This is a genomic window from Azospirillum himalayense (genome assembly GCF_042657465.1).
In the GTDB taxonomy this organism is placed as follows: Bacteria; Pseudomonadota; Alphaproteobacteria; order Azospirillales; family Azospirillaceae; genus Azospirillum; species Azospirillum himalayense.
This window is the reverse complement of sequence record NZ_JBHSLC010000086.1, coordinates 22,329-44,762: the sequence shown is the minus strand read 5'-3', so window position 1 is coordinate 44,762 and position 22,434 is coordinate 22,329. Positions and strand designations below refer to the sequence as shown.

Here is a 22,434-nt window from a genome sequence, read left to right as displayed (position 1 = left end):
AAGGACTTCCAGCTTGGCGTGGACCACATTGACCTGCGTGAGATGGGCGCGCAACCAGGACAGATATCCGTCACAGCAGCATTGGGCGGCACGCTCCTGATTTACGGCACCAATCAAATGTTCCTCCAAGGAATCAGCCAAAGCGCGATCGGCAACACCAATCTTTGGGTGTGACGATCAAGAGGGCCGCTCCAAAGAAGGCGACAGGTAGCTGGTCCCGGCGATCTGGTCCACCACAGCGACGGCGCCAGCAGGAGGCGGGCGGCCTCGTCGTCGCCGCAATCGGCCAGGGCCTTGTCGGCGACCTGCTGGGCGTCGGGTTTGGCGGGCAGCTCCGGCATCACGCCACCCGACGGTCGTGCTGGTCGATGTGGGCGTCCATGCGCTGCTGCATCCCGTCCAGCCGCTCCGACAGGCTGTTCAGGAGCGCGAACACCTCGTCAATCGAATGGCTGGCCGGCTGCGGGCGGTTCAGCCACATCCGCCAGCCCAGCAGGCCAGCGGCGGACAGGATGGCGGCGGCCTGGACGGAGGGATGGGCGCCGGTCAGGGCCGCGATGGTGGAGCCGATCAGACCGTTGACGGTGGGATCATCGGCCAGGGCGACCGCGGCGGGAAGGCCGGTGCCGATGGCGGCCAAGGCGACGACGTGGGGCAGCTTCATTGATGGTCTCCTGGGGCGCCGTGGCGCGGGCATAGAAAAGGCGCCTTGTCGGCGGGTGGTCGGTCAGGCTGGAGTGTTGTCGCGGGTCAGAGCGCGGCGGTGCGGCGGAAGAAGTCATCCACCTCGCCATCGGTCAACCCGCGGGCCCCGCCGATTGCGATGGTCATGGGGTGGTCGCGTCGGAACTCGGTCGCGCCAGACAGCAGCATCTCGGCCCCGAACCGCTCGTCTTCGTCCATATGGGCGATCAGGTCGGCCAGCACCGCCGGAAGCTCACCGGTCCGCACCGCGGCCAGGGCTTCGGCGGGAGTGATGTAGCCGTCCATGGCCAGGGCCTGAAAGAACTGGCGATCCGAGATGACGGCCGGCACCGGCCCGGCCGGCGCCCGCTCCGGGTCGTAAGCGGCCACCGCGGCGTCAAGCGCCTCCTGGGTCACGCCGGGCACGTGGAGCCGGGCGCCGTCGTACCACACGCGATCATCACCACCGGCCGCATCGGCGATGACGCGCAGGCTCCATTCAGGCGGCAACTCGGCGGAGGCGACCGCCTCAGGCAGCGCCGTTTCGATCAGGTCATCCATGGTCAGGCCACCTTGAAGCCGTGGAAGAAGGTGTAGGCGCCGGCACTGGCACCCTGCACGGCGAGGCTCCCCAACGTGGCCTCACCGTGCCAGACGCGCAGGTCGACGTAATCGGTGGTGCCGTTGAGGGTCAGGATCGCGCTGCCGGCAACGGCAAGGCTTGCCGCCTGCTGGGCATTGCGCCGGTCCAGCCGGTAGGCCATCAGGCCGTTGAGATAGAGGTCAATGGCGGCCAGCGTGCCCGTTGAGCAGTTCGTGAACGTCGCGGCACCGATGAAGGCGTATTGGCCCGGCGACTTGGCGGTGAAACGGCCAATGTTGCCGGTGGTGTCGAAGGCTCCAGCGGTGTCAGCCGCCTCCAGATCAAACTGGATGATGGTGGATATCGACGGGCTGATGACTTGGTTGGCGCTTCGGTATGCGCTGAACGCCGCGTGCTTGCCGTCCACATAGCTCTTCGGCGTCGCGTCGGCTGCGGCGGTCGGTGTGCCGGTGTTGGCGATCCGCGAATTCCCGGCGTCGATATAGGTGCCGTCCGGACCCTTGAAGACGGCCCGCTCCGGAGGGATGTCATTGAAGACTGTCACCGCACCGGTAAAGTTCAGGCGCACCGTCGTCCCGGCACTGTTTCCCAGGACAACAGCGCGGTCCAGCGATGTGCTCCCCCCAACGGTCACCGTTGAGTATCCGTACTCCCACGACACCCCATCAGTAATGATGTAGTATGCCGGGGAGCCGTTGCCGAAACTATTCCACGACTGCTTTCCTGTCGGAGTGGAGTTGATAATCACAGGCCCGGTGCCTGGATTGTTTCCATTTCCGACGACTCTCGCTCTCAGCATCACAACCTCTCGGTCTGGGTGGCCGTCCAGCCGCGCAGGCTGGAGCCTTGGTAGGGATAGGAGATGTCAGCCTCGGTCTTGAGCGGCCCGAAGATGGTCTCGTGCTGCCGGTAAGCCCCCTCGGGGTCCGGCACACACAGGATGTTGGCCCCGGTCTCCGCCGCCCGCATCAGCGGGGCCAGCCGGGTCCAGACCTCATCCGTCGTGATCGCCCGCAGCTCCAGCGATTGGCGCCGGGCCACGCTGTCCAGGCGCGGGTAGGTCTGTCCGCCGCGCGTCACCACGTCGGCACGCCGCGCCTCCCGGCCCTGCGTCGAGCCGTAGCCGAAGTTGTACTGCGGCTGCCAAACCGGGCCGGTGTAGGCGAGCGGCACGTTGATCATGCGGTCGGGGTTGGTGGGATCGTCGACGTCGATTCGCAGGCACTGGCCGGTGGCGTCACTCGGCAGGACGTGCAGGGCCTGCCCGACGCCGGGCACCACGCCGGGGGTGACGGTACCGCTGTCGTAGGTCGGCGCGGTCAGGGTTGAGCCCGCCGCACCGGTCAGGCCTTGGATCTGCGCGTTGGCCAGCCGGCGCGGGAAGTAGGACAGGCGGCGGATGCGTACCGGGGCGTACTGGCCGGCTGATGAGCCGATGTGCAGGACGGTCAGGCCGGTCGGCACGGAGCCGATGGTGTCGGTGTAGACGGCGCCGCCGCTGAGGCAAAAAGCGAAATCGTCCTGCCGCCACGTCATGGCGGCCCGAAACGGCACACCGACCGTAGGATTTCCCGTTCCGGGCGGCGGGAAGTCAGCCTGCGACGCACCACCAGCCGCCACCGTCATGTATGGGTTGAACTGAGAGATGCCGCCGTTGAGCAGTATGGCGATGCGGTTGCTCGTTGTGCCATCAGAGAAGGCCGCCAAAGCCGGGAAGTTGGTGGCCTTGGCGTACAGCTCCGCCTCGACAACGATTGTGCCGGCGGTTGAGGAAAACCATTCCTGCAGCGCCGCGGTCAGAAGATCGGCGGCGCGCGTCACGGGCAGGGTCGTTGTCGGGATATAGGACGTCATGTAGGCGCCGACCTCCATCTGCACGCCCCAAATCCAGAAGGGGACGCCTATGGACGGGCCACCCTCGATGTCGAACATGTCGAGACTGCCTGCCGGCGCCGCCGAGGTGGTGAAGGTTACGGGGATGCGCTGCCAAAACGGCGACGGAGAAATTGAGCCGGTGCTCCACGTCCAGCCATCGTTGTTGAAGTTCAGCGCAAACGCTGATCCAGATGGGTAGTAGATGTATGCCGAAATTGTGTAGGTCGTGCTGGGCTGCACAGTGTACCCACTGGGAAAGAACTGGCGGAGAAGTAGTTTGTTCGTGTCGAGCGGCGTCACTTTGCAGGACGTGAACGAACCGTCTGGCGCCGCCACTTCGGTACTGGCCGGAGTGTAGCTGGCCCAGTCCGCGCTATGCCCGTAGGCGGTGTTATATTTTAACCAGCCACCAGCGCTGTTGAGGCCCGTGAAATCCTGGCTTTTCTTCAGCAGATTGGTGCGCGCCGGCTCGTTCAGGAGCCCGCGGAGCGCCCGCGTCACCGGGTCGTAATCCCAGCGCGGCGTGTTGGCTGGGACGGCCTCGATCAGGCCCGTGCTGTTGACGCGCGTCGCCGTGCCGCTCCGGGTGCACACCACCTTTCCAACATCCAGCGACGCCGGGTCGGCGAGGTCGAAGGACGGCACCTCCTCCACCACGCTCGAGCGCGACCCGACCCGGACCCGGATCTGCGCAGCCGACGTCAGGTTGGTGCGGGCCAGCAGAGCCGCCCGCCACGTCACGTCGGCGCCGGCATCGACAACCAGCCACGCGCCCGCTGCCGACGTGACGACACCCTGCGCCGTCTGCCACGCCGACGCGGTATCGCCCTGGTCATTCTGGAGGTTGGACGCAGGGAGCCCCTGCACCTCCGAACCGGCCTGGACGGTGCCGGTCAGGAGGTGGCTTTGATAGCCCCACAGATGCTTTGCCATTATTGAGGCTCCACGAGCACACGTAGTTTTGCGGTCGGCTCACCGAGCCGGATGGAGTCGCCGGTAACCCGGACGAGAGGGCCGCGGGCGAGCGCGCCTTGCGGGTACTGGACGGCCAGCACGTCGCCGATCTCGTGCCGCAGCACGAACTCGGTCGGCATCTCCAGATCGAAGGCCGACAAGCCGTCGCCGAACATCGCCACCAGATCGGCGACAATCGCAGCGGCCTGTGTCCCGTCCAGCAGGTCGGTCTGCACCGGATCAGGATCGGATGGGCGCGCGTAGGCTTGGGCGACAGCGGTGTTGGGCGCAGTCGCCACCTGCCACTCCTGCGCGAGCGCCTGTTTTCGGGCATCGGAGAGGCCGGCAGCATAGTCCGTGGTCTGGACGGTATGGTTCCGCCCCCACGCCACTCTCCACCGGCTGGCCGGCGGGGTGAGCGGGGTGCCGAAATCAACGGGGGTGGCGCTGACGATATGCGCGGTGGTGTAGATCGCAGCCGGCCGGACGCCGACCGACAGACGCCGCATCGACACCGCCGCCAGCCTGCCGGAGCGTGTCGGGACGAGGCGGCAGCCGATGGACCCGAGCAGGCCGGCGGCGGTGTCCAAGCCCTGCTGCGCCTCTGCCGCGTAATAGCCGGCGGTGTAGGGCCAAGCCGCAGCGCAGCCGACAAAGCTGCCGACGTCAATAAGGCCTGGGTCCAGAGCCATGTCCTCGGTCAGCGTGCGCAGGGCCAGCAACCCGGCCGAGCTGACGTAGCCGGCCATCGGGAAGGCCGCCACCACGTCGGCGGTGATCTCGCCCTCGGCGGTGGCGCCGAGCTTGACCAGGGACAAGGCGTCACAGGTCGCATAGGCCCCCGACGCGACCGTTGCCGCGGCCAGAGCGGCGTACGACGGGTAGTCCGACCCCGGCGTAAAGACCGCACCACCCCGCTCGTAGAGCGTGACGACGGCGCCCAAGCCGTCGCTGTACTGGTAGATGCGGTTGGCAGGGTCGATCAGGACCAGCGAGACGCCGCGGATCGGCGCCGACGCCGTACCGCCGCGCGCCTTTGGCCTGGGCAGGCCGGCCAGCTCCGCCGTGCCCTCGTACCCACCGGTCCCGGCATAGAGCGAGGATTGCAGCGGCCTCTCAGCCCAATAGGTCGCGTCCCTCAGCGGGATGATGAGGTGCGTGTCATCGACGCGCCAGGGCAGCGCAAATCCCCTCCAGGCATCGGCCAGGGAAGCGTCGGGAGGGTCCATGTCGTAGCCGCGCGACACGTCCCTCACCTTTCGACCGACGCGGAGACGGGCCGGGCGGCCGTCAACATTGCGCGTACCGATCAGGACGTCATACCGCCGGTCCGTGTTGGCCAGCCGGATTTCGCCCCAGCTGGCGCCAGCGGCAGACGAGCCTGGAGCGAGATTGACCGCCCGGTCGATGCTACCGGCCTCCGCCAGCCGTGCCGGGTAGGCGACAACGCCGAGCGGATCGGTGGCGCGGGTCCGGTAGCCTCGATCCGACGCCCGCAGGGTCTCCACCGACTCCAGCTGATAGCTGGCGGTGCTGGTGTCCAGCCATGGGGCGCCCATCCATTCCGGGTCCTCCGGGACGGATGCTGTGCCGGGCAGCAGCATCTCCACCTCAGCGGTGATCAGCAGCGGCCCGGTCGGCGTGGTCAGGGCGTAGGCAGGCGGGAGCCCGGACGGCGCGTCGAGGTCAAGCCACGCGCCGTCAGCCCATGCGGTCATCAGCATTACGCAACCCTCGCTGGTTTCTGGCCGTTTGCCGCAAGCAGCTGCTCGACGCGCTTCATGACGGCGATCAGATCACCCAGACTGGCGTTGATGGTCGCCGTCTGCGTCCGGGTTTCCATTGCCATCGCTGACGCCGTGAGCCGGTCGGGATCGACCGTGGCGACGCGGGACAGCACGTCGGTCACCCTGGCAAAAGCGTCGGCGTACCCCTGCCCGCTGCCGAACTGCTGACGAGCGGTCCGCAGATAGGCATCAGAGTAGCTTTGCAGCTGCGACAGGCTGTTGTAGTCGCCGGCCACGGCCGCCCCAGACACCGCGTTGAACTGCGATGTCGCAAGGCTGTACTGCTGCTCCGGCGCCAAGGCGGACAGGTCGGAAAAGGCCAGACCGGACGCATAGCTGGTCAGGCTTTGGATCGTGCCTGCCACCTTCTGCGCTGCCTGCACCTGGGCCTGCTGGGCAGCCGTTGCCGCTGCCGTTGCCGCCGCGGTGTCCCTCAGCGAGCGCACCAGCCCTCCCAGCCCGAAAACCGCATCGCCGAAGGTCGCCGCCACGTCGTCCATCTGCGCGGCTGACAGCTGCGACATGGACGACTGCAGGCTGTTCCAGAACACGGCATAGGCTTTGGCGTCATCCTGCCCGCCCGTGGACAGGGTTTCCCGGTCGGCGGACAAGCTGTCCAAGAGACCTTGCACGTCGTTGAGATACCCACGGCCAGTCGCCGAGAAATAGCGGCTGTCCAGCCCCTTGTTGGCCGCCAGCAGGGCCGCGGCCTGCTCCGACGCCGTGGTCTGCGCCTCGGTCGCCCGCACGACCTCCAGCTGGGACTTCGCCAGACCTGACATAACCGGGTCCAGTTCGGCAAAGTACCCGACCACCGTTTCAAGCTGCGCCGCCGCCAGCCCGGCGAAGATCTGCTTGGCCTGCGCCTCGTACAGCTTCGTCGGGTCGCGCCCGGCGGACAGGTCGTCTGCCCAGGACGCGTTCCATCGATCCCTGACCGCCGTCAGCTGATTGAGATAGCCGCGGTCGGTGGCCTCGTTCATCGACGCATCCCAGCTTTTGCGATATTCGCCGTAGATGCGCTCCAGCCCGGCCCGCTGGATCGTGTCGACGGTCGCCGCAAGCTCCGGGTTGACCTGCTCAAGCACCGATTTCCAGGCCGCAAGCTGCCCGGTGAGGGTCGCCACCGCGGTCTGGGTCTCGGTCCACTTCTGCGGGTTGGCGATGTCGTCCAGCAGGTTGGCGACCTGACCGGACACCAACGCCTTGTACTCCGCCGACGCGCCGATCTCGCCGGCCGCCCTCAGTTCCGCGAGCATGGGCTGCAAGCCGTCCGCCGCCGCCTTGAAGGCCGCCTTCTGGACGCCGGCCAACGACTTGTCCAGGTCGGACAAGGCCGTCGTCGCCGTCTCGATGGACCGCGCCAGGGACAGGTAGCGGTCGATCTGCTCCAGATCGGCGGAGCCCTTGATGACGTCAGAGCCGAGCGCCCGACCGACCAAACCATCCGCCGAGAGGGAGCCGACCAGCTGCCGGATCAGCTCTTCGGGCGTACGGACACCGTTGCCCTTCACCTTCGGCCCGCCCTCGAACAGGCCATAGATGCCGTCCGGCGCCCGCAGACCGTAGGCGTCCGCCATGGCATTGAAGGCCGCCGCGATCTGCGCCGTAGCCTGCCGGACCCCGGTGGCGTCGCCGCCGTTGTCCGCGGCGCTGGGCCCCTCCGCAAAGCGACCGCCGGAGACGACGACGTTGCCTTGGGAGTTGGGACCGACCGTGGCCTTTTGGGTGCCGATCAGCCCGCCCAGCCCGCCGGCGCCGCCGCCGATCAGTGCGCCGACCAGCGTCCCGACGCCGGGAAACAGGAACGTCCCGGCCAAGGCGCCGGCACCAGCGCCGGCAGCCGCGCCGGTAAGGCCTCCCACGGCCTTGGAATTGGCCTGACTGCCCGCCCAGCCTCCGAGCAAGCTGCCAGCCGCAGCTCCGATGCCGGCCGCACCGAGGTAGGCCGAGAGCCCGGCTGTGGCCCCCGCTGCCCCCGGCACGGCCTCGGCCATACCGACCGCTCCCGCGCCCGGCTCCAGGATCATGCCGCCCTGCACGACGGTCCCGGCCGTGGCGCCGGGGACCGCATAGGCCCCGGCGCCACCCAACCCGAAAGCCGAGTAGCCGAAGCTGTCGATGGCTCCGGTGATGCCACCGCTGCCGGTGATCCCCAGCTTATCGCCCGCCCAGGACAGCGCCTTTCCGCCGGCCCAGTTGGTTGCCATGGACGACGCCTGACCGGTCAGACCGGCAGCGTTCTGGTTGGCTGGGGTGTTGATCCCGAACAGGCCCGGCGCGCTCCCCACGATGGCCGTGGTGATCGGCAGGACGATGTTCGTCTCTAGAAGGGCCAAGGCGATCCGCTTCCCGAGTGCCCGGAAGGCGTCGATGATGCTGGCGTTCTTGTCCTTCAGGATGATCGCGTCGTACATCGTTTCCGTCCAGTCACGGGCGATGTCCTTGGCGACGTTCTGCACCTCCAACTGATAGCTCTTGATGGCCTGGGCGTCGGCGATCTGCTCCTGGAGCGCGATCCAATCGTCACGCTGCTGACGAAGCGCATCCGTGGAGGTGTCCTTGAACAGCTCCATGGCCTGCTGTTGGATCTGGAGCGACTTCAGTGCGCGTTCCCGGACAGGCTCCATCTGCCCCATCAGGGACAGTTCGGCCTTGGCATAGTCGAGGCTGGACTTGGACGAGCGGACAGCCTCAGCCCCAATCGACATCTGCCGGGCCTGCGCCGCCGCCTTCGACGTCCGGTCATACTCGCCGGCCAGATCCCGCAGCCGCTTCGCCAGATCCGCGCTGCCCTGCGCTTCAGCGGCCTGGGCGTAGGCAAGGAGCTGGCTCGTCGCCTTGGCGACATCGGCCTTCCGCTGCATCTCGTCGCGGGCGCCGATGCCGTCCTTCGTCGCTTCGGCGACCTTCAGCGTCCATTCGGTCTCCAGCTTAAGGCCCGCGGCAGCCTGCGCCGTCTGGGCGGCCTGTTGGGATGCGGCGTTGAGCAGGTTTTGCCGGGTCAGTTCGGCGACATTGACGGCGGCATTGGTGGCCGCCGCCGCGACGGCGTCGTTCGCCGCCTTCTGCTGGAGGGCCGCCACCTCGCCCGTGCCGTAGGCGTCCGCCAAAGCGAGGTATCCCTGCGCCGCCAGGGAGAGGCTGGCGAGCTGGTCCATGATGGCAGAGGTCTGGCCGCGCGTCGCCTCCTGCACCCGCAGTTTGATCAGGCGTGTACGCTCATCGCCTTCGATGCCGTTGGCCGTGGCCTCCTTTTCGGCCTGCTTGCGGGCTTCAACCGCCGTGCGGGTGGCAGCGTTCGCCGTAGCAACCTCGGTCTGCACCTTGACCGTCGCAGCGACCGCGTCGACGTACTTGCGTTGCGCCTCCACCGACTTACCGACGGCTTCCGTCGCCTGCCCGGTTCCCGTGGTGGCGGTCGTGGTGGCGGTCTTCACCGCCTCCTCGGCCTGCTGCCACTGCTGGGTCAGCGCCGCGATGGTCTGCCGGTACTGTTCGGCCCGCTGGTTGACTGATCCCGAACCGGTGAACCCCGATACGACGACATCGGGGTTGTCCTTGTCGCGGTACCCGGCGGTTTCGGCCTGGAAGCGGGCATATTCGGCCTGCGCCTGGCCGAGCGCCGCCTTGATGCTGTCGCGGCCACGTTCGGCCATCTGCTGGGCGGTCGGCCCCCTGAAGTAGTCGGCGATGGCCTGGAGCTTGTTGGCAATCTCCGTGATGACGGCCACCACCGGGCCGCTGTTCACGATGCCGTCGGCGAAGGAGCGCCACGCGGCGCCCATGGCGGTCAAGGCGCGCTGACCCGGCGTCAACGCCTGCTCAGCCAGACCCTTGTACCGGCCGGTCAGCGCCTCCACGAAGACGGCGAGCGCTTTGGCCTGGTTGCCCTGGTCGGCGAAGGCATGGATCGACTCCAGTTGCGTGGCGGTCAGGGCGCCGGTGGCGGCGTCGAACTTCTTGATGGCGTCGTAGCCGCCGGAGAAGGCCTCGCCGAGCGCCTTGGCCGTTTCCGCCACGCCCTGGTTGGTCCCGGCGGCAACATCCGGCACCAACGCCGTGATCGTGCCGATGCTACCGCTGGACAGGTTGGGATTGCGCACGAGGCCGGACACCGCTTGCCGGGATTCGTCGCCGCCCGCGCCGGCCGCCTGCATCTGGGCGACCATCGCCCGCAACTGCCCCGTGGTGAGTTCGGCGTCCCGGCCCATGGCGCGGATTGCCACGCCGAACTCGCGCGTCTGCGACGAGACCTCGAAGGCCCGCGCACCCACCGCCACGGTGCCCACGGCGAGCGACGCCAACGTGGCGACGGCCAAGCCGACTGGCGACAGCACCGCCCCGACCGCCGTCCCCAGCAGCGCCATGGCGCGCGAGGCGCCGCCCACGGCCATGACCGCCTGCGGCCCCTGCTGGGCGAGCGCGATGAACGGCGACTGACCGCTCACCAGCTGAACACCGAGATCCTGGACCTGATAGGAGAGATTGACCATCTCGTGCGCGGCCAGCTTGGTCGAGCGCGCGCTGTTGTCGTTCGCCCCCACGCAGTCCTTAAGCTTTTGGGTCAGCGCCGCGTGCTGATCGGCCGACAGCTTCACGCCCTGCACCTGTCCGGACAGAGCCTTGTCGAGAAGCACCTGACTGGCGGCGAGGTCACGCGTGGCCTTGTCCGCCGGACTCAGCCGCGCGATCAGCGCGTTGACCGCGGCGGCCTCCTTTTGCGCCGCGATGGCAGTGGGGTTCAGCGTCGCCTCGATGTGCGCCTGGGCCGCGTCGAAGTCGGCACCGACCACGGCGCCCAGGCGCTGGGCGTCAGCCAGATCGTCGAGCGCCGCACGATAGCGCTGCACCGCGGCCTCGCCGGGCACCAACCGGGCGCGCACAGCGTCGATTTCGCGCGACCACGCATTAAGGTCGGCCTGCCGGGACGCGATGCCGTCGGCAGAGGTCGGCGCGGTGATGCCGACCATCGTGGCGATGCGCTGCTGCATCGGCGCGGCAGCCGCCACCTTGGCGTCGACCAGCGCGCGGGTGGCGGCGATCAGAGTGTCAAGATCCGCCTTTCCGGTCGCGATCACGGCATGCATGTCCACCCACGCCCGCTGCACGCCGGTGATGCTGGCGGTCAGGTTCTCGTTGGCGGCGGCGTAACCGCGCGCCGCCAAGGCGCTCTTGCTATAGGCCTCGATCAGGCCGGCTTGCAGGCGTGCGGCATCCTGCGCCGTGCGGTGCCCGTGCTGAACCTGCACGTCGAGCGCGGACAGGGCGCCGCCCAGCGTGGCATAGGAGCGCTGCAAACGGCCAATTTGCTGGACATCGTCCTCGCGCTGCTCGTAGGCGCGGCGCTGCGCCTCCGTCAACGGCTGGTAGGCGGAAGCCGTCTTGCCCACGGAAGTGCCCAACTGCTCGAACTGCGTGCGGGCGGTGTCCAGGCGGGCGTTCCCGAGCTTGGTGACGCCATCGTTGATGGACTCCAGCTCGCGGCGGGCCTGATCGGCATCCATCTGCACGCCGATGCGGGCGAAAACGTTGCGTCCGGCCATGATGCCTCCAATAAGAAAGGCCGCCCCGCCGGGGACGGCCTCAATCGTCGCTCGTCAGTTCGGCTTCCGCCGCGCTCATGATCTCGAAGGCGTCCAGCATGATCGCGGCCTGATCGCCGTATCCGCCCGCCTCGGGCAGATGTCCCGCCACAGGCACGACGCCCGCCGCCATGCCCACGATGCGCCCCGGCGCCGGCCTGTAGGCCCGCCAGAAACGCACCATGTCCCATTCGGCGTCGGTCAGCAGGTAGCGGGGGTTTCGCCGGTAGCGCTCACCGAAGAGGTCCCATTCGCTTCCGTCAGGAGCTTCGTCTCCGTCAGGGAAGGCTTCCGGCCGTCGTGCGACTGCGACGGCGAGACGGAGTTTTTTTCCTGCGCCTTGGTCGGGCGCATCAGGGTCATGATCTTGTAGCCCACGGCCTTGAGGTCGTTTTCCTCAAGGTGCTGCAAGGTCTCGTCCGTGGTCAGGCCGCCGCGGCGGTCGAACGGCGCGTCCGTTCCGTCCTCCGTCTTGACGCCTTCCCATCCGAGCAGGAAATGCCGGCAGGCGATGATGGGCGCGACGTCCAGCCAGTAGATGCGATCCCCCTCCAGGGCCGGGAACCGCCCACCCATGGCCCGGGCGATGCGCACGATGGTTTCCAGATCGTTCAGCGCGTCGGGATCGACGATGTCGCCGGGGTTGGCCGCATCGAACTCATCGATCAGCGCCAGCAGCTCGTCGCGGTTGACCGGGTTGGCGGCGTCGATGGCTTCGCGCATGGCCTTGGAAAGCGCCGCTTCACCGGGATACGTCGCCCCGGAAGCGGTCAGGTCGCGGCGGAACGCGGCGCGCTGGAAATGGCTGGCCACGCCGAGCCGGAACACCGGCTGCGGCTCGCTGTCCGCCTTCTCCCGAAGATCGGCGATTGCCTTGACCAGGCCGTCACGGGCCTTGTCGTCGGCGGCGTCGGCCAGCAGCTTTTCGAGGGTTTCGATCTGCCCGTCGATGGGGCGGAAGGTAACGATGTCCTTGGTGCTGATCGGCAGCATGGGAATGGTCCTCTGTCGGTGAGGGGTGGGGTGCGGGTGGCGCCGACATCGCCACCCGCTGCGCTTTCGCGCCCCATCGGCCGGAGCCGATCGGTTGCCCGGTGTCGGTCCGGGGTTCGGTCAGTACAGGGTGAGGAAGGCGCCGGCGTCCTGACCGGTGCAGGCGAACTGAAGACCCTGTGTCGCGAGGCCGTTGCGGTCGCCGGGCTGGACGTTGGTGTAGGTGGCCGCCGGGACGGTCAGACCGACGCGGTTCCCCGCGACGGCGCCGTAGCTGAGGCCGATGGGCTGGGCGGCGCCGGCCCGGAAGTCGGCGATGGCGTCGCGGGTCGCCACCAGCTCCTCCAGCGGATCGCTGGAGCCGGTCATGTTGCGCGCCGTGATGATGGCCGGATCGTAGCCCTCCGCCGCGTTCGGGTTGTCCGGGTTGGTCATCTGGTTGCCGAAGTCGATGGACAGCGAGGCCATCGCCGCCTTGGCGCGGTTGACCAGCGCCCGGCCGCCCTTCCAAATCGGCGGGCGGGTGGCGTCGAAGACCAAGCCGGTCGGCACCGCTGCGTCGGTCTGCGAACCGAACATGCCGGTGAAGGTGCAGCGCATCCGCCCGACGCCGCCGCTGGTGAACTCCAGCGTGGCGGTGCCGCGGGCGCCGGTCACCTTGAGGAGCTTGCCGTCCCGATAGAGATGGAGCGTCACGGACGGGATGTTGATCGAGGCCGGGGCGTACCGGACGTTCACCGGGATCTGGTAGGAGGTCGTGGCGACGATGGGGGCGGACATCGTGTCGGCCAGGGTCGCGGTCTTGCCGGCGGTGTAGTCGACCACGAAGGACGTTCCGGCCACCGTGTTCGTGAACACGATGGGCATGCCGCGGTACTGCTGCGCCGTGGTGCCGGCGGAGGTGCCGAGAACCGCCGTGGTGGTGGAGCCGCCCGCCGCGCAGGCCTCGGCGGCGACCGGGACAGCAGTGGAGGTGATCGTCTCCGCCCAGCCGCAGGCGCGCAGGAGCTTGCCCCACTCCGGGGCGGTGCCGGCCGCGCCCGAGCCTTTCAGCAGCACGTCGAAGGTGACTTGGACCGTCATGCCGCCCGCGATGGGGCCGCGTCCGTCCAGGCTGCCGGTGTGCTCGTTGGTCTGGATGATGTTCGGGTTGTAGCTGTGCTGGAGGTTCTCAACCAGGACCGCGTCGGTGCCGGCAACCGGGACGGCGTCGACGCCCTCGGTGGTCTCGATCTTGGCCAGCAGGGCTTGATTGCGGGAGCGAAGCGCCATGACTTAGGCCTCCTTCGTCTGGGTGGTGGCCTTCGGCGGCATGGCGGCCTTGGCCGGCTTGGGCGACAGCTCGGCGGGAGGCGTGGCGGTCGGCGCGGGCTCCGCTTCGGCGGCATCCTGCTTCTCGCGCTCCGCCTGCTCGGCGGCCTCGCGCGCGGCGCGCTCCTGCTCGGCGGCGGCACGGGCCGCGCGCACCTGTTCGGTCAGGTTGACGATGGTTTTGCCGTCCTTCATCTCGAAGGTGTCGGCAGGCGTCGGCTCCACCGCCGCCGCCCGATGGGCCGGGATGTTCATGGTGTCCTCGGTGTGTTGGGTTGGGTCAGGGCGCCGCGGTGTAGGGATCGCCGGGGCGGGTCCAGTATTCGACGAGGTAGGTCATGGTCACCTCGCCGAGGCCACCGAACCCTTCCTCTATCGGTCGGCTCTGGTCGACATCGGTGAGGTTGCTGTCCACGGCGACGCCCCCGAAGGTCGTGTCCGTCTCCATGGCCCGCTGGATCGCCGCGCCGAAATCAACGAGCGCCTGGTCAAGCGCTTCGTCCGTGGCTGCCAGCACCTTGCCGGTGATGACGACGCGGTCGAGGTTGCGGGTCATGGCGGCGTTCGCCTGATCCGATCCCGCCAGCGAGGCGTCCAGCAGCACCGCCGGCAGATCGTCATCGGGCACCTCCTTGTGGCGGCCCCGGAAGACAGTCACCGTGCCCGGCACGTTGGGGATGGTCATGGTGCCAAGCGCCGTCATGATGGCGCTCAACACCTGCTCACGGATCGCGACGGCCATCAGCGCAGTTCCAGGCGCCACAGCAGCCGGTCGGGGTCGGGCTGCCGGGCTGCCTGGATGGTGTAGGTCTTGCCCCCGATGGTCAGGGTGCCTTCCTCCTTCATGGTCGGCACCTCGGAGGCGCGGACCTCGGAGATCCGGGCGGACGAGTTGAACCCATCGGCCAGCACGTCGCCTTGGGCGAAGATGACGTGGCAGGGCACCGGGGCGCCGCCGCGGGGCGGGGCATAGACGGCGTCCACGCCGTACCGCCGAAAGGCGCTGTCGAGCATGCGCTGGGACATTGACGGCCTCCAAATGACGAAAGGCGGCCATCGGGCCGCCTTCGTTCACCCTTCCTTTGCGGGCGCTCTACGCCTTGGTGGACTTCGCCGGCGTGGGCTTGGTGGTCGCTGCGTCGGTGTCGGTCGCCGGCGGCTCAACCAGAACCTTTTCGGCGCAGCCCGTCCCGATCAGGTCCTTGCCGAGATCGTCTTCCACGTCGAGTTCCACTCCGGGCGCGTGAAGCTTCTTGTCGTGCTTCACGGAGATGAGCGTGCGGATCTTCATGACCGGCCCTCCTTACAGCACAGTGGCGGCGAAGGAGCCGTTCGGGCGGCGCGGGTACACCAGCGGCGCCGACTGGCTCATGACGAAGCGGGCGCTCGGGTCCTCCTGCACCCAGCTCTTGACGAAGATCGGCAGCGCCTGCAGACCTGCCGCTTCGTCGCGGATGGCGCCGAAGGCCTGCACACCCTCGACGTTCGGGCCGACGCCCAGCACCGTGCCGCTGGGCAGCAGCGGCGTGGCGGTCCCGGTGGCCGGGTCCTCGTAGTACTCGCTGTAGACCCAGATATCGAAGGAGCCGATGCTTCCCTTGAACTGAGCGCCGCCGACATAGGTGGAGGGGCCAAGCTCGACCGGGGTCCCCGCCGCGCGACGGATGTCGAGCAGCTTCTGGACCTGGGCGTGCTTGCGGAAGGCCGACCAGGCGTCCGGGTCCATGACGATGGTGTTGATGACCGCGCCCTCGGTCTTGTGCACCAGCTCGGCCCACGCCTCCAGATCGTCCAGCGGCGTGCTGGCGGCGTCGCTCCACTTGTCGGTGCCGGTGAGGGCGATGGTCAGGGCGGCGCTGCGACCGAAGCTGACGACCTGGGTCTCGAAACCCTCGCCGGTGACGGTGACCTGACTGAGCCGCAGGGCCTCGGCGGCCATCAGCTCCAGGCGGCGGGTGATCTGGTCGGCGTGGTCCTCGATGACGCCGCGCACGGTGGCCATCAGCCGCTGCTGCGGGTTCAGCGTACCGCCGATCTGTTCGCCGGCCTGACGCTTGAAGGCGCGGTTCGGATCGACCACCGACTTCGGCTTGATGTAGGCCGGCTTGTACAGCTTGGTGGTGAAGCCGTCCTGGGTCAGCACCTTGCCGGCCACCAGCGGCGAGACGAAGGGCGCGACGCGGCGGTTGCCGATCAGGATGTCCATGGCGATCTGCTCCGCCGTCTCGGTCTGGATGGTGCCGAAGACGGTGTTGAGCAGGAAGGCCTTCGGGCGCTTCAGGCTCTGCACCACGCCGTTGAGGACGGCGGTATCGTAGATGTTCATGATGCTCGTTCCCTGTGACGTGGCGCTGAAGCGCACGGGGTCTGGGGCCGACCGGCGGTCAGCGGATGTAGATGCTCAGATCGCGCAGGCCGTCGCGGATGGAGGCCAGCGTGTGGCCGGCGCCGAGCGTGAGCGCGGTGCCGAGGAATTCTCCGCTCTCGTAGATGCCCACCGTCTTGTCGCCGCCGCCGGCGTCGCAGTCGTCCACCAGGACGGCCACCGGGGTCTGCGAACCATCGGACGCAGCCGAGGCGCTGAGGGCATACTTGCCCGACGCTGTGATCTTGCCGAGGACGGCGCCGCGGACGAGGTTCTGGCCGGACGCCAGGGTCACGCTGCGGGTCGCGCGGGGGAAATCGCCGGCCAGAAGGAGGTCCGGCGAATAGGTCTCCGAGCTGACGCCCGGCTTGAAAATGCCCATCGTGAAGGTTCTCCAGAAAAGGCGAAAGCCGGCGTCAGACGCCGGCTTTCAGGATCTGCGCGACCAGGGCCTGGGGGTCTCCCCCGTCCCCGCCCGACGTGTCAGTGCCGACGTCGGGGTTGCCCAACGCACCCATCGCCGCGGCGAACGGGTTCCCTGCCGGGGCGGCAGGGGCGGAGGCGGCGGGGGCCGTCTTCAGAACGGCGACGGCCTGCTCGGCGGTGAGATCGGTGGTGAAGGCGAGCGTGGCGGCCATGGCGACGCGGCCGGCGGCGGCGGGGTCGGCGAAGATGGCCGCGCAACGGGCGCGCTCGTCCTGCCGGGCACGGGCCGCCGCATCGTCGGCGGACGTCTGCGGCGCGGCGGGCTTGTCTCCGGGGGGCTGGGCGGCCTCCCGCGCCGGAGCCCCGCCAGTCGGCGCCGCGGCGGCGGGCTTCTCCGGGGTCGATGCCTCCAGCGACGCGGGGGTCGCGGGCGGCGTGGCCGCAGCCGGCTTGGCGTCGCCCATGAGGTGGGCGAACAGGTTCTTCATGGAAAGCTCCATCAGGTGGTGAGGGTGTCGAGAAGCGCGCGGAAGGCTTGATCGGGCGCGAGCACGGCGTCGGCGAAGCCAGACGTCACCGCCTCCATCGTCCCCGCCGGACCCTCCCAGGTCCTGGCCTGCGAGGCGAGGACGGTATCGGTGTCGAGTGAAGCGCCTGCGGCGGAGCGATATCGGGCCACGGAGGAGGCGAACAGCCGACGGATGTCCTCGCATTCCGCCAGCCAGCGGTCGCGGACCTCATCAGGCAACGGCTCGTAGGAGTTGCCATCGGCCTTTCGGTCGCCGGCTGCGATGATCGTCGCCTTGATGCCGACCTCCTTCAGCGCCGCGCTGAGGTCCCAATGCACCATGATGACGCCAATCGAGCCGACGCCGCCGGTGCGGGGCACGCTGATGGTGTCGGCGGCACTGGCCAGCCAGTAGGCCGCCGAATAGGCGAACTCGGCCAGGATGGACACCACCGGCTTGCCCGCCGCGGCCTTGGCCTCCGCGATCCAGTCGGCCAGATCGGCGACGCCGCTGACGAGGCCGCCGCCGCTGTTCACCACCAGGGCAATGGCCTGGACCGACGGATCGTCAAAGGCCATGGAGAGTTGCAGGCGCAGGCCGTTGCAGCCGGTGACGTAGGGCGATCCGATGTACCAGTAGGTCGGCACGATGACACCGGAGATCCCGATCACCGCCACGCCGTTGACGACCTCGTATGGTCGGCTTCCCGCACCGATGTCCCCGATGTAGACGGCCCCCTTGGGCGGGTCGCCGGATGCGCCGACCACGGCGGCGGCGCGCGGCACCCAGGCCGGCGCCAACAGGGCCGGGCCGGGTTCGGGCATCAGAAGCATCATTCGTCTCCGGTCTGGTCGTCGGGCGCCGGCTGATCGCCTGCGGCACTGTTCGGCTTGGTCGCCTGGGCAGGCAGAAGCAGGCCGAGCCGTCGGCGCTCGGCCTGTTCGCTCGCTTGCTGCTCCATCACTTCGCGCCAATCCTTGCCCTGTTCGGCGCACTCATCTTCCAGGGTGGAGACGCCGATCTCCATCCGCAGCTTGGCGGCCTGCGCCTCCTTGACCGGATCGACCCAGCCCTTGCCGGCGCCGATCCAGCGGCAGCGCGAGTAGGCGTAGCGGTTCTGATAGAAATCCGGCGCCTCGACTTCGCCGAGGTTCACGGCTTCTTCCAGCCACAGATCGAAGACCGGCGACGCCCAATAGGTGCCCAGCCACTGACGGCGTCCATTGAAGAACCGCCACGCCTCCAGCAGAGCGGCGCGGGCGCTGCTGTAGTTGGTCTGGGTGAAATCCTTCATCAGGATTTCGTAGGGGATGTTCAGGCCGGCGCTGATGTGGCGCAGCACCGACTTGGTGAAGGCGTCGAAGGCCGCCGCCGGACGGGCCGGGGTGAAGGGCTGCACCTCGTCGCCGGGGAACAGCGGCAGCACCGCGCCTGCCTTCAGTCGGACCGCATGCTCGGCACGGGCCGCAAGGTATTCATCCGGTCCCCCGAACAACTCCTTCAGGTCATCGATCGACTCCGTGCTCTTGATGAACGCGGCGATCATCGCATTGACCACCGCCGCCTGGAGTTCGGCCTTGCTGTAGTGGTCCAGCGTCTTGAACTGCGCCAGAACCGAACTCAGCAGCGGCTTGCCGCGGCTCTGGCCGGTCCGCTCACGGTCATGGACATGAATCACCTGCCGCCGGCCCCAATGGGTGAAGGCCGGAACCTTCGTCCACTGATACAGGCCGGGGTCCCATGTCAGCAGGTCGCCGGGATGGCTGTTGCGGACCCAATAGGCCCGCGGCGCGCCGTACCGGTCAATTTCGATGCCACCGCGCAGCGTGGCGCTGTCCTGCTGACCGAGCGGGTTGGACAGGCGGTCCGCCTCCACCAGTTGGATGCTGGTGGCGTATTTCCTGTCACGGCTCGGCAGCCAGTGCGGCAACGCCAGCCCTTCGCCATTGAGCAGGCCGGCGCGAGCGACCTGCATCGTCAAGCCGGCGAAGTTCAGGGTTCGGGCGGCGTCGCAATCCGTTGTTTCCGCCCAGGCGCGCCACTTCGCTTCAACGCTGGCACTCCAGGCATCCGCCCATGCCTTGTCCTTGCCCAAAGCCCGGTAGTCGGGCGTCGAGTTCAAGCGAAGCCCGATGCCAACCACATTGTCCAGGATGGCCTGGATGCCGCTGGAGGCGATCCCGTTGTTGCGGGACAGGTCGCGCGACCGGGCGACCAGCGTGGACAGCTCAGGCAGCAACTCGGCGTCCGCCGAGGTCGCCAGCACCTGCCAGGACGCCAGCTCGCGCGAGGTCATCGACGCGCCGTCATACGACGTGTCGGACGCGGCGCGGCGGCGCGGCACCGGCATGGGGTTGCCGTGCCGGTCGAGGATCTGGACAGCGTTGCGCATCAGAAGCTCATGTACAGCGGGCGGCGGGGCTTTCCGGACAGGCGGTCAATCCGCGCCCGGAGTTCGGCGATGTAGCGCTCCAGCTTCGGCGCGTCGGCATACTCGGTCGTCTTGCCGTCGTAGGTGATCCGGGTTTCCCGGTCGCCGATGTTCAGTCGGTGCAAGGCGTCCTCGGCCTCGGCAAGTCGGGCCTGTAGGGTGGCGAGATCGGCCATGGGGTCCTCACAGAGACGGATCGTCGGCGTAGGTCGCCTTGGGCATGGGGATGCGGCGTCGCTTGACGGTTGGCCCTGGAACCGAAAGAGGCTGGGCGGTCGGCGTCGGCACAACGCCGCCGGTGTCGACGGGCTTGACGATTGGCCGCGGGAACTCTTCGGCGAGTGCGGCCCACCGCGCCGCGGTCCAGCGCTCCATGCCCATGGCGATGGTGCAGGCACGGGCGTATTTCCAGCCGTCCAGGGCCTCGGTGGCGTGGACCTGCTTCCATTCCCCACGGTCCTCCATCCACTGGTCGCCGACGAGCTGCTTGCACACCTCCTCGGTGGCCAGCTTGGGCAGATGGATGAAGCCGGCGGGATGCCCGGCGCCGGCGGCCCGCTCCTCGTCGGTCGGCGGCTGCAGGCTCAACTTGCCGTACAGCTCCAGCGTCAGGGCGTGGCCGCCGACCATGCCGAGGCGGAGGCCACGTTTCCGGCGCTTGCCGTTGGGTGTGGACTCGCGAACGCTCGACCATGCGAAGGCCGGCGCCCCGAGGCTGGTGGCGCCCTTCACCGGGATGACCAGGCCGGGGTGCTTGCGGCTCCAGGCCTCGACCTGGGTCGTGGCGAAACCGGTATCGGCGCCGACCTTGGACAGCGCCAGTTCCACGCCCGAGGCGTGGCGCCAGCGGCCCATGATCGCCTGCGAGGCCTCGCCCCAGACCTTGGCCTCATAGGGGTTGCCGGGGATCACGATGTGATCGACCAGCCAGCACTGCCAGTCCGCGCCCCAGGCCCAGACGAACAGCTCGACGCGGTCCTTCTGGACGTCGATGCCGCCGGTCAGGACCAGCCCGCCGGCGGGAACGCCCTGGTAGTCCTCGCGGCGGTCGTAGAGCTGGCGCCACGCCGGGGCCTCGCCGCGCACCTCGTAGGTCTCGGCGAGCACCTGATTGACGAAGACGCGCAGGCGGTTCGGGTCCTTGCGGACGGCGACGAACTCCTTGGCGATCTCCAGCCAGGACGCCCCCTCGAACTGCGAGTAGGCCGCCCAGATGTGGAAGGAGCGGTGCGGCCAGTTCTGCGGGGCGTGCGCCCGCCACTCGCCGCGCTCGTCCATCCCGGCCTTGGCGTCCTCCTCGATGACGCAGCCATTGACGCAGACGTACCAAGCCCGCGTCGGCGCCTCCTTCGGTTCGTAGCGGATGCCCGGCCCGGTGCCGTTGCCGAACACCAGGACCTGCATCTCCTCGCAGCAGGGGCACGGCACGTAACGGTGTTCCTGGGTTCCCTGAAGGAACAGCGCCTCGATCTTGCTCGCCCCCTTCACGGTCGGGGTGGAGCCGGCCGCCTTCAGCGGCTCATCGCTGGTGGTGCAACGCTTGAAGGCCAAGCCGACCTGATCGCCTTCTTCACCGGCAGTTTTCGGGTAGCCGTCCACCTCCTCCAAGATCACCTTGTCGGCGGTGATGCGGCGGAACTCCTTCGGGCTGTTCGCCCCCTTGATCTTGATCCAGCCGCCGGGAAAGCGCTTGGAGCGGATCGTGTTGTTGCTGTCCCGCGTCTTGGTCGAGAAGAGGCGGCGCACCGCCGGCCACGTGATCAGCTTGGCGACGTCGTCCTTGCCGAAGTCCTCGGCGTCATCGATCGTCGGCTGGTAGACCAGCACCCGGCTGGGTGCCTGATCGGCGCAGTAGGCGATGAAGTTCTTGACGATCTGGCTGTAACCGATGCGGCTGGCCTTCAGCGCCGTGATTTGCTTGACCTCCGGATCGGTGAAGGCGTCCTGGATGCCGATCTGGAAGGGAAACGCCACATAGCGGCTGCTGTCCTCCAATCGGGCATTCTTCGCCGACCATTCCGACAGGGATTGCCGCTGTTTCGGCTTCAGCGCGGCCAGCCAGCGGGTGACATGCCCAGCAAGCACCGAGCCGCCACGCACGGCGATCACGTCAGAGGTCGTCCGGCTCGTCATCGTCGCTTCCTCCGACCTCTTCGGCGATCCGGGTCTGGCTGAGTTCGGTCAGGGCTTCGATCAGGGCGTCGGCGATCCGTGCCTTGAGCTTGCCGTCGCTCTTCGCGACCTTGGCCGGTACCCGCAGGACTTTCGCCTTGACCATCTCCAGGACGGAGACGACGGCGGCCGTGTAATCGCCGATGCGCACCAGCTCCTTGCGGGTCTCGGCGTTCTCCAGGGCGATGCGCTCGCGCTGCTCCCGCGCCAGCAGCGCGCGTTCGAGCGCCAAGTCGGCGCCTTCCTCGTCCGCCGCCTCGGAGGCCCGCCCCGCCGCCCGCTCCCGCAGATGCCGGATGTAGGCGACCCGGCAGGCGTCCAGGTCCATGTTCCCGCGGGCGTCGACGTGGAAGACGCCGCGCTTCTTCAGGTCGCGCACCGAGCGGTCGGACAGGTCCAGGTGCGCGGCGATTTCGGCCTGTGTTGCCATCGGCGCACCCTTCGTTCGGAGCGAACCGGAACCCCCTCACTGCCGTGAACGATTTTCGCCCCGTCCCCTGTGGCCGAGGGGGAGGGGGTTCCGGTTCCGAGCGGCCCCAAAGCCGCATGAATGCTGGGTTCAGGGGACGAACCGGAAGCGGAACCCCCCTATGGAATTTTCATACCTGGACGATGATCGGGCTTGTCCCACCCGTGATGACCGACCGCCCGGAAGGACCCGCTGCACCCACCCCATCCCCTACCATCCCCGAAGGGATGGCTCGCCGTGCCGCTCCGGCCACGCCTGGACGGCCTCTG

The 22,434-nt window shown here is 68.4% G+C and carries 21 protein-coding genes; all 21 read right to left on the bottom strand.

Features of this window, described 5'->3' with window-relative positions:
- Positions 1-340 precede the first annotated feature (340 nt).
- The 21 genes from ACFPMG_RS25085 to ACFPMG_RS24985 all read right to left on the bottom strand — a co-directional run bounded on the left by ACFPMG_RS25085 (position 341) and on the right by ACFPMG_RS24985 (position 22,126).
- Entirely contained in the window at positions 341-664 is a 324-nt protein-coding gene (locus ACFPMG_RS25085; protein ID WP_376997986.1) for a hypothetical protein, read from the bottom strand.
- 86 nt (positions 665-750) lie between these two features.
- Entirely contained in the window at positions 751-1,245 is a 495-nt protein-coding gene (locus ACFPMG_RS25080; protein WP_376997985.1) for a hypothetical protein, read from the bottom strand.
- Between the two features lie 2 nt (positions 1,246-1,247).
- A complete protein-coding gene (locus tag ACFPMG_RS25075; protein ID WP_376997984.1) occupies positions 1,248-1,922 on the bottom strand; it encodes a C1q-like domain-containing protein in 675 nt (224 codons plus the stop codon).
- A gap of 164 nt (positions 1,923-2,086) precedes the next feature.
- The gene (locus ACFPMG_RS25070) at positions 2,087-4,096 is read right to left on the bottom strand and encodes a phage head spike fiber domain-containing protein (protein WP_376997983.1); all 2,010 of its coding nucleotides are present in this window, start codon (positions 4,094-4,096) and stop codon (positions 2,087-2,089) included.
- Complete coding sequence (locus ACFPMG_RS25065) at positions 4,096-5,835, bottom strand: hypothetical protein (RefSeq protein WP_376997982.1); 1,740 nt, start codon at positions 5,833-5,835, stop codon at positions 4,096-4,098. Before ACFPMG_RS25065 ends, ACFPMG_RS25070 begins: the two co-directional genes overlap by 1 nt.
- A 5-nt stretch (positions 5,836-5,840) precedes the next feature.
- Positions 5,841-11,450, bottom strand: coding sequence for a phage tail length tape measure family protein (locus tag ACFPMG_RS25060; RefSeq protein WP_376997981.1), 5,610 nt, complete (start codon positions 11,448-11,450; stop codon positions 5,841-5,843).
- Between the two features lie 40 nt (positions 11,451-11,490).
- Positions 11,491-11,673 carry a hypothetical protein gene (locus ACFPMG_RS25055; RefSeq protein ID WP_376997980.1) on the bottom strand — a complete coding sequence of 61 codons (183 nt, stop codon included), beginning with the start codon at positions 11,671-11,673 and terminating at the stop codon, positions 11,491-11,493.
- 17 nt (positions 11,674-11,690) lie between these two features.
- Positions 11,691-12,482, bottom strand: a complete 792-nt coding sequence (locus ACFPMG_RS25050) for a hypothetical protein (RefSeq protein WP_376997979.1) — start codon at positions 12,480-12,482, stop codon at positions 11,691-11,693.
- 120 nt (positions 12,483-12,602) lie between these two features.
- Positions 12,603-13,754: a hypothetical protein gene (locus ACFPMG_RS25045; RefSeq protein ID WP_376997978.1), complete on the bottom strand. Its 1,152-nt coding sequence runs from the start codon at positions 13,752-13,754 to the stop codon at positions 12,603-12,605.
- 3 nt (positions 13,755-13,757) lie between these two features.
- Positions 13,758-14,048 (bottom strand): hypothetical protein, encoded by a 291-nt coding sequence (locus tag ACFPMG_RS25040; protein WP_376997977.1) that lies wholly within the window; start codon positions 14,046-14,048, stop codon positions 13,758-13,760.
- Between the two features lie 25 nt (positions 14,049-14,073).
- Complete coding sequence (locus ACFPMG_RS25035; protein ID WP_376997976.1) at positions 14,074-14,535, bottom strand: hypothetical protein; 462 nt, start codon at positions 14,533-14,535, stop codon at positions 14,074-14,076.
- Positions 14,535-14,819 (bottom strand): head-tail joining protein, encoded by a 285-nt coding sequence (locus tag ACFPMG_RS25030; protein WP_376997975.1) that lies wholly within the window; start codon positions 14,817-14,819, stop codon positions 14,535-14,537. Before ACFPMG_RS25030 ends, ACFPMG_RS25035 begins: the two co-directional genes overlap by 1 nt.
- A gap of 67 nt (positions 14,820-14,886) precedes the next feature.
- Positions 14,887-15,084: a hypothetical protein gene (locus tag ACFPMG_RS25025; RefSeq protein ID WP_376997974.1), complete on the bottom strand. Its 198-nt coding sequence runs from the start codon at positions 15,082-15,084 to the stop codon at positions 14,887-14,889.
- A gap of 12 nt (positions 15,085-15,096) precedes the next feature.
- The gene (locus tag ACFPMG_RS25020; protein ID WP_376997973.1) at positions 15,097-16,119 is read right to left on the bottom strand and encodes a major capsid protein; all 1,023 of its coding nucleotides are present in this window, start codon (positions 16,117-16,119) and stop codon (positions 15,097-15,099) included.
- Positions 16,120-16,177: 58 nt separating this feature from the next.
- Entirely contained in the window at positions 16,178-16,540 is a 363-nt protein-coding gene (locus ACFPMG_RS25015) for a head decoration protein (RefSeq protein ID WP_376997972.1), read from the bottom strand.
- 34 nt (positions 16,541-16,574) lie between these two features.
- Positions 16,575-17,072 (bottom strand): hypothetical protein, encoded by a 498-nt coding sequence (locus ACFPMG_RS25010; RefSeq protein ID WP_376997971.1) that lies wholly within the window; start codon positions 17,070-17,072, stop codon positions 16,575-16,577.
- Positions 17,073-17,083: 11 nt separating this feature from the next.
- On the bottom strand, positions 17,084-17,917 hold the full coding sequence (locus tag ACFPMG_RS25005; RefSeq protein ID WP_376997970.1) for a S49 family peptidase: 834 nt from the start codon (positions 17,915-17,917) through the stop codon (positions 17,084-17,086).
- Between the two features lie 8 nt (positions 17,918-17,925).
- The gene (locus ACFPMG_RS25000; RefSeq protein ID WP_376997968.1) at positions 17,926-19,485 is read right to left on the bottom strand and encodes a phage portal protein; all 1,560 of its coding nucleotides are present in this window, start codon (positions 19,483-19,485) and stop codon (positions 17,926-17,928) included.
- Positions 19,485-19,700, bottom strand: a complete 216-nt coding sequence (gpW, locus tag ACFPMG_RS24995) for a gpW family head-tail joining protein (RefSeq protein ID WP_109068369.1) — start codon at positions 19,698-19,700, stop codon at positions 19,485-19,487. The genes ACFPMG_RS25000 and gpW overlap by 1 nt, the downstream gene beginning before the upstream one ends.
- Positions 19,701-19,707: 7 nt before the next feature.
- Positions 19,708-21,657 carry a phage terminase large subunit family protein gene (locus ACFPMG_RS24990; RefSeq protein WP_376997967.1) on the bottom strand — a complete coding sequence of 650 codons (1,950 nt, stop codon included), beginning with the start codon at positions 21,655-21,657 and terminating at the stop codon, positions 19,708-19,710.
- Positions 21,635-22,126, bottom strand: coding sequence for a hypothetical protein (locus tag ACFPMG_RS24985; protein WP_376997966.1), 492 nt, complete (start codon positions 22,124-22,126; stop codon positions 21,635-21,637). Before ACFPMG_RS24985 ends, ACFPMG_RS24990 begins: the two co-directional genes overlap by 23 nt.
- Positions 22,127-22,434: the final 308 nt, after the last annotated feature.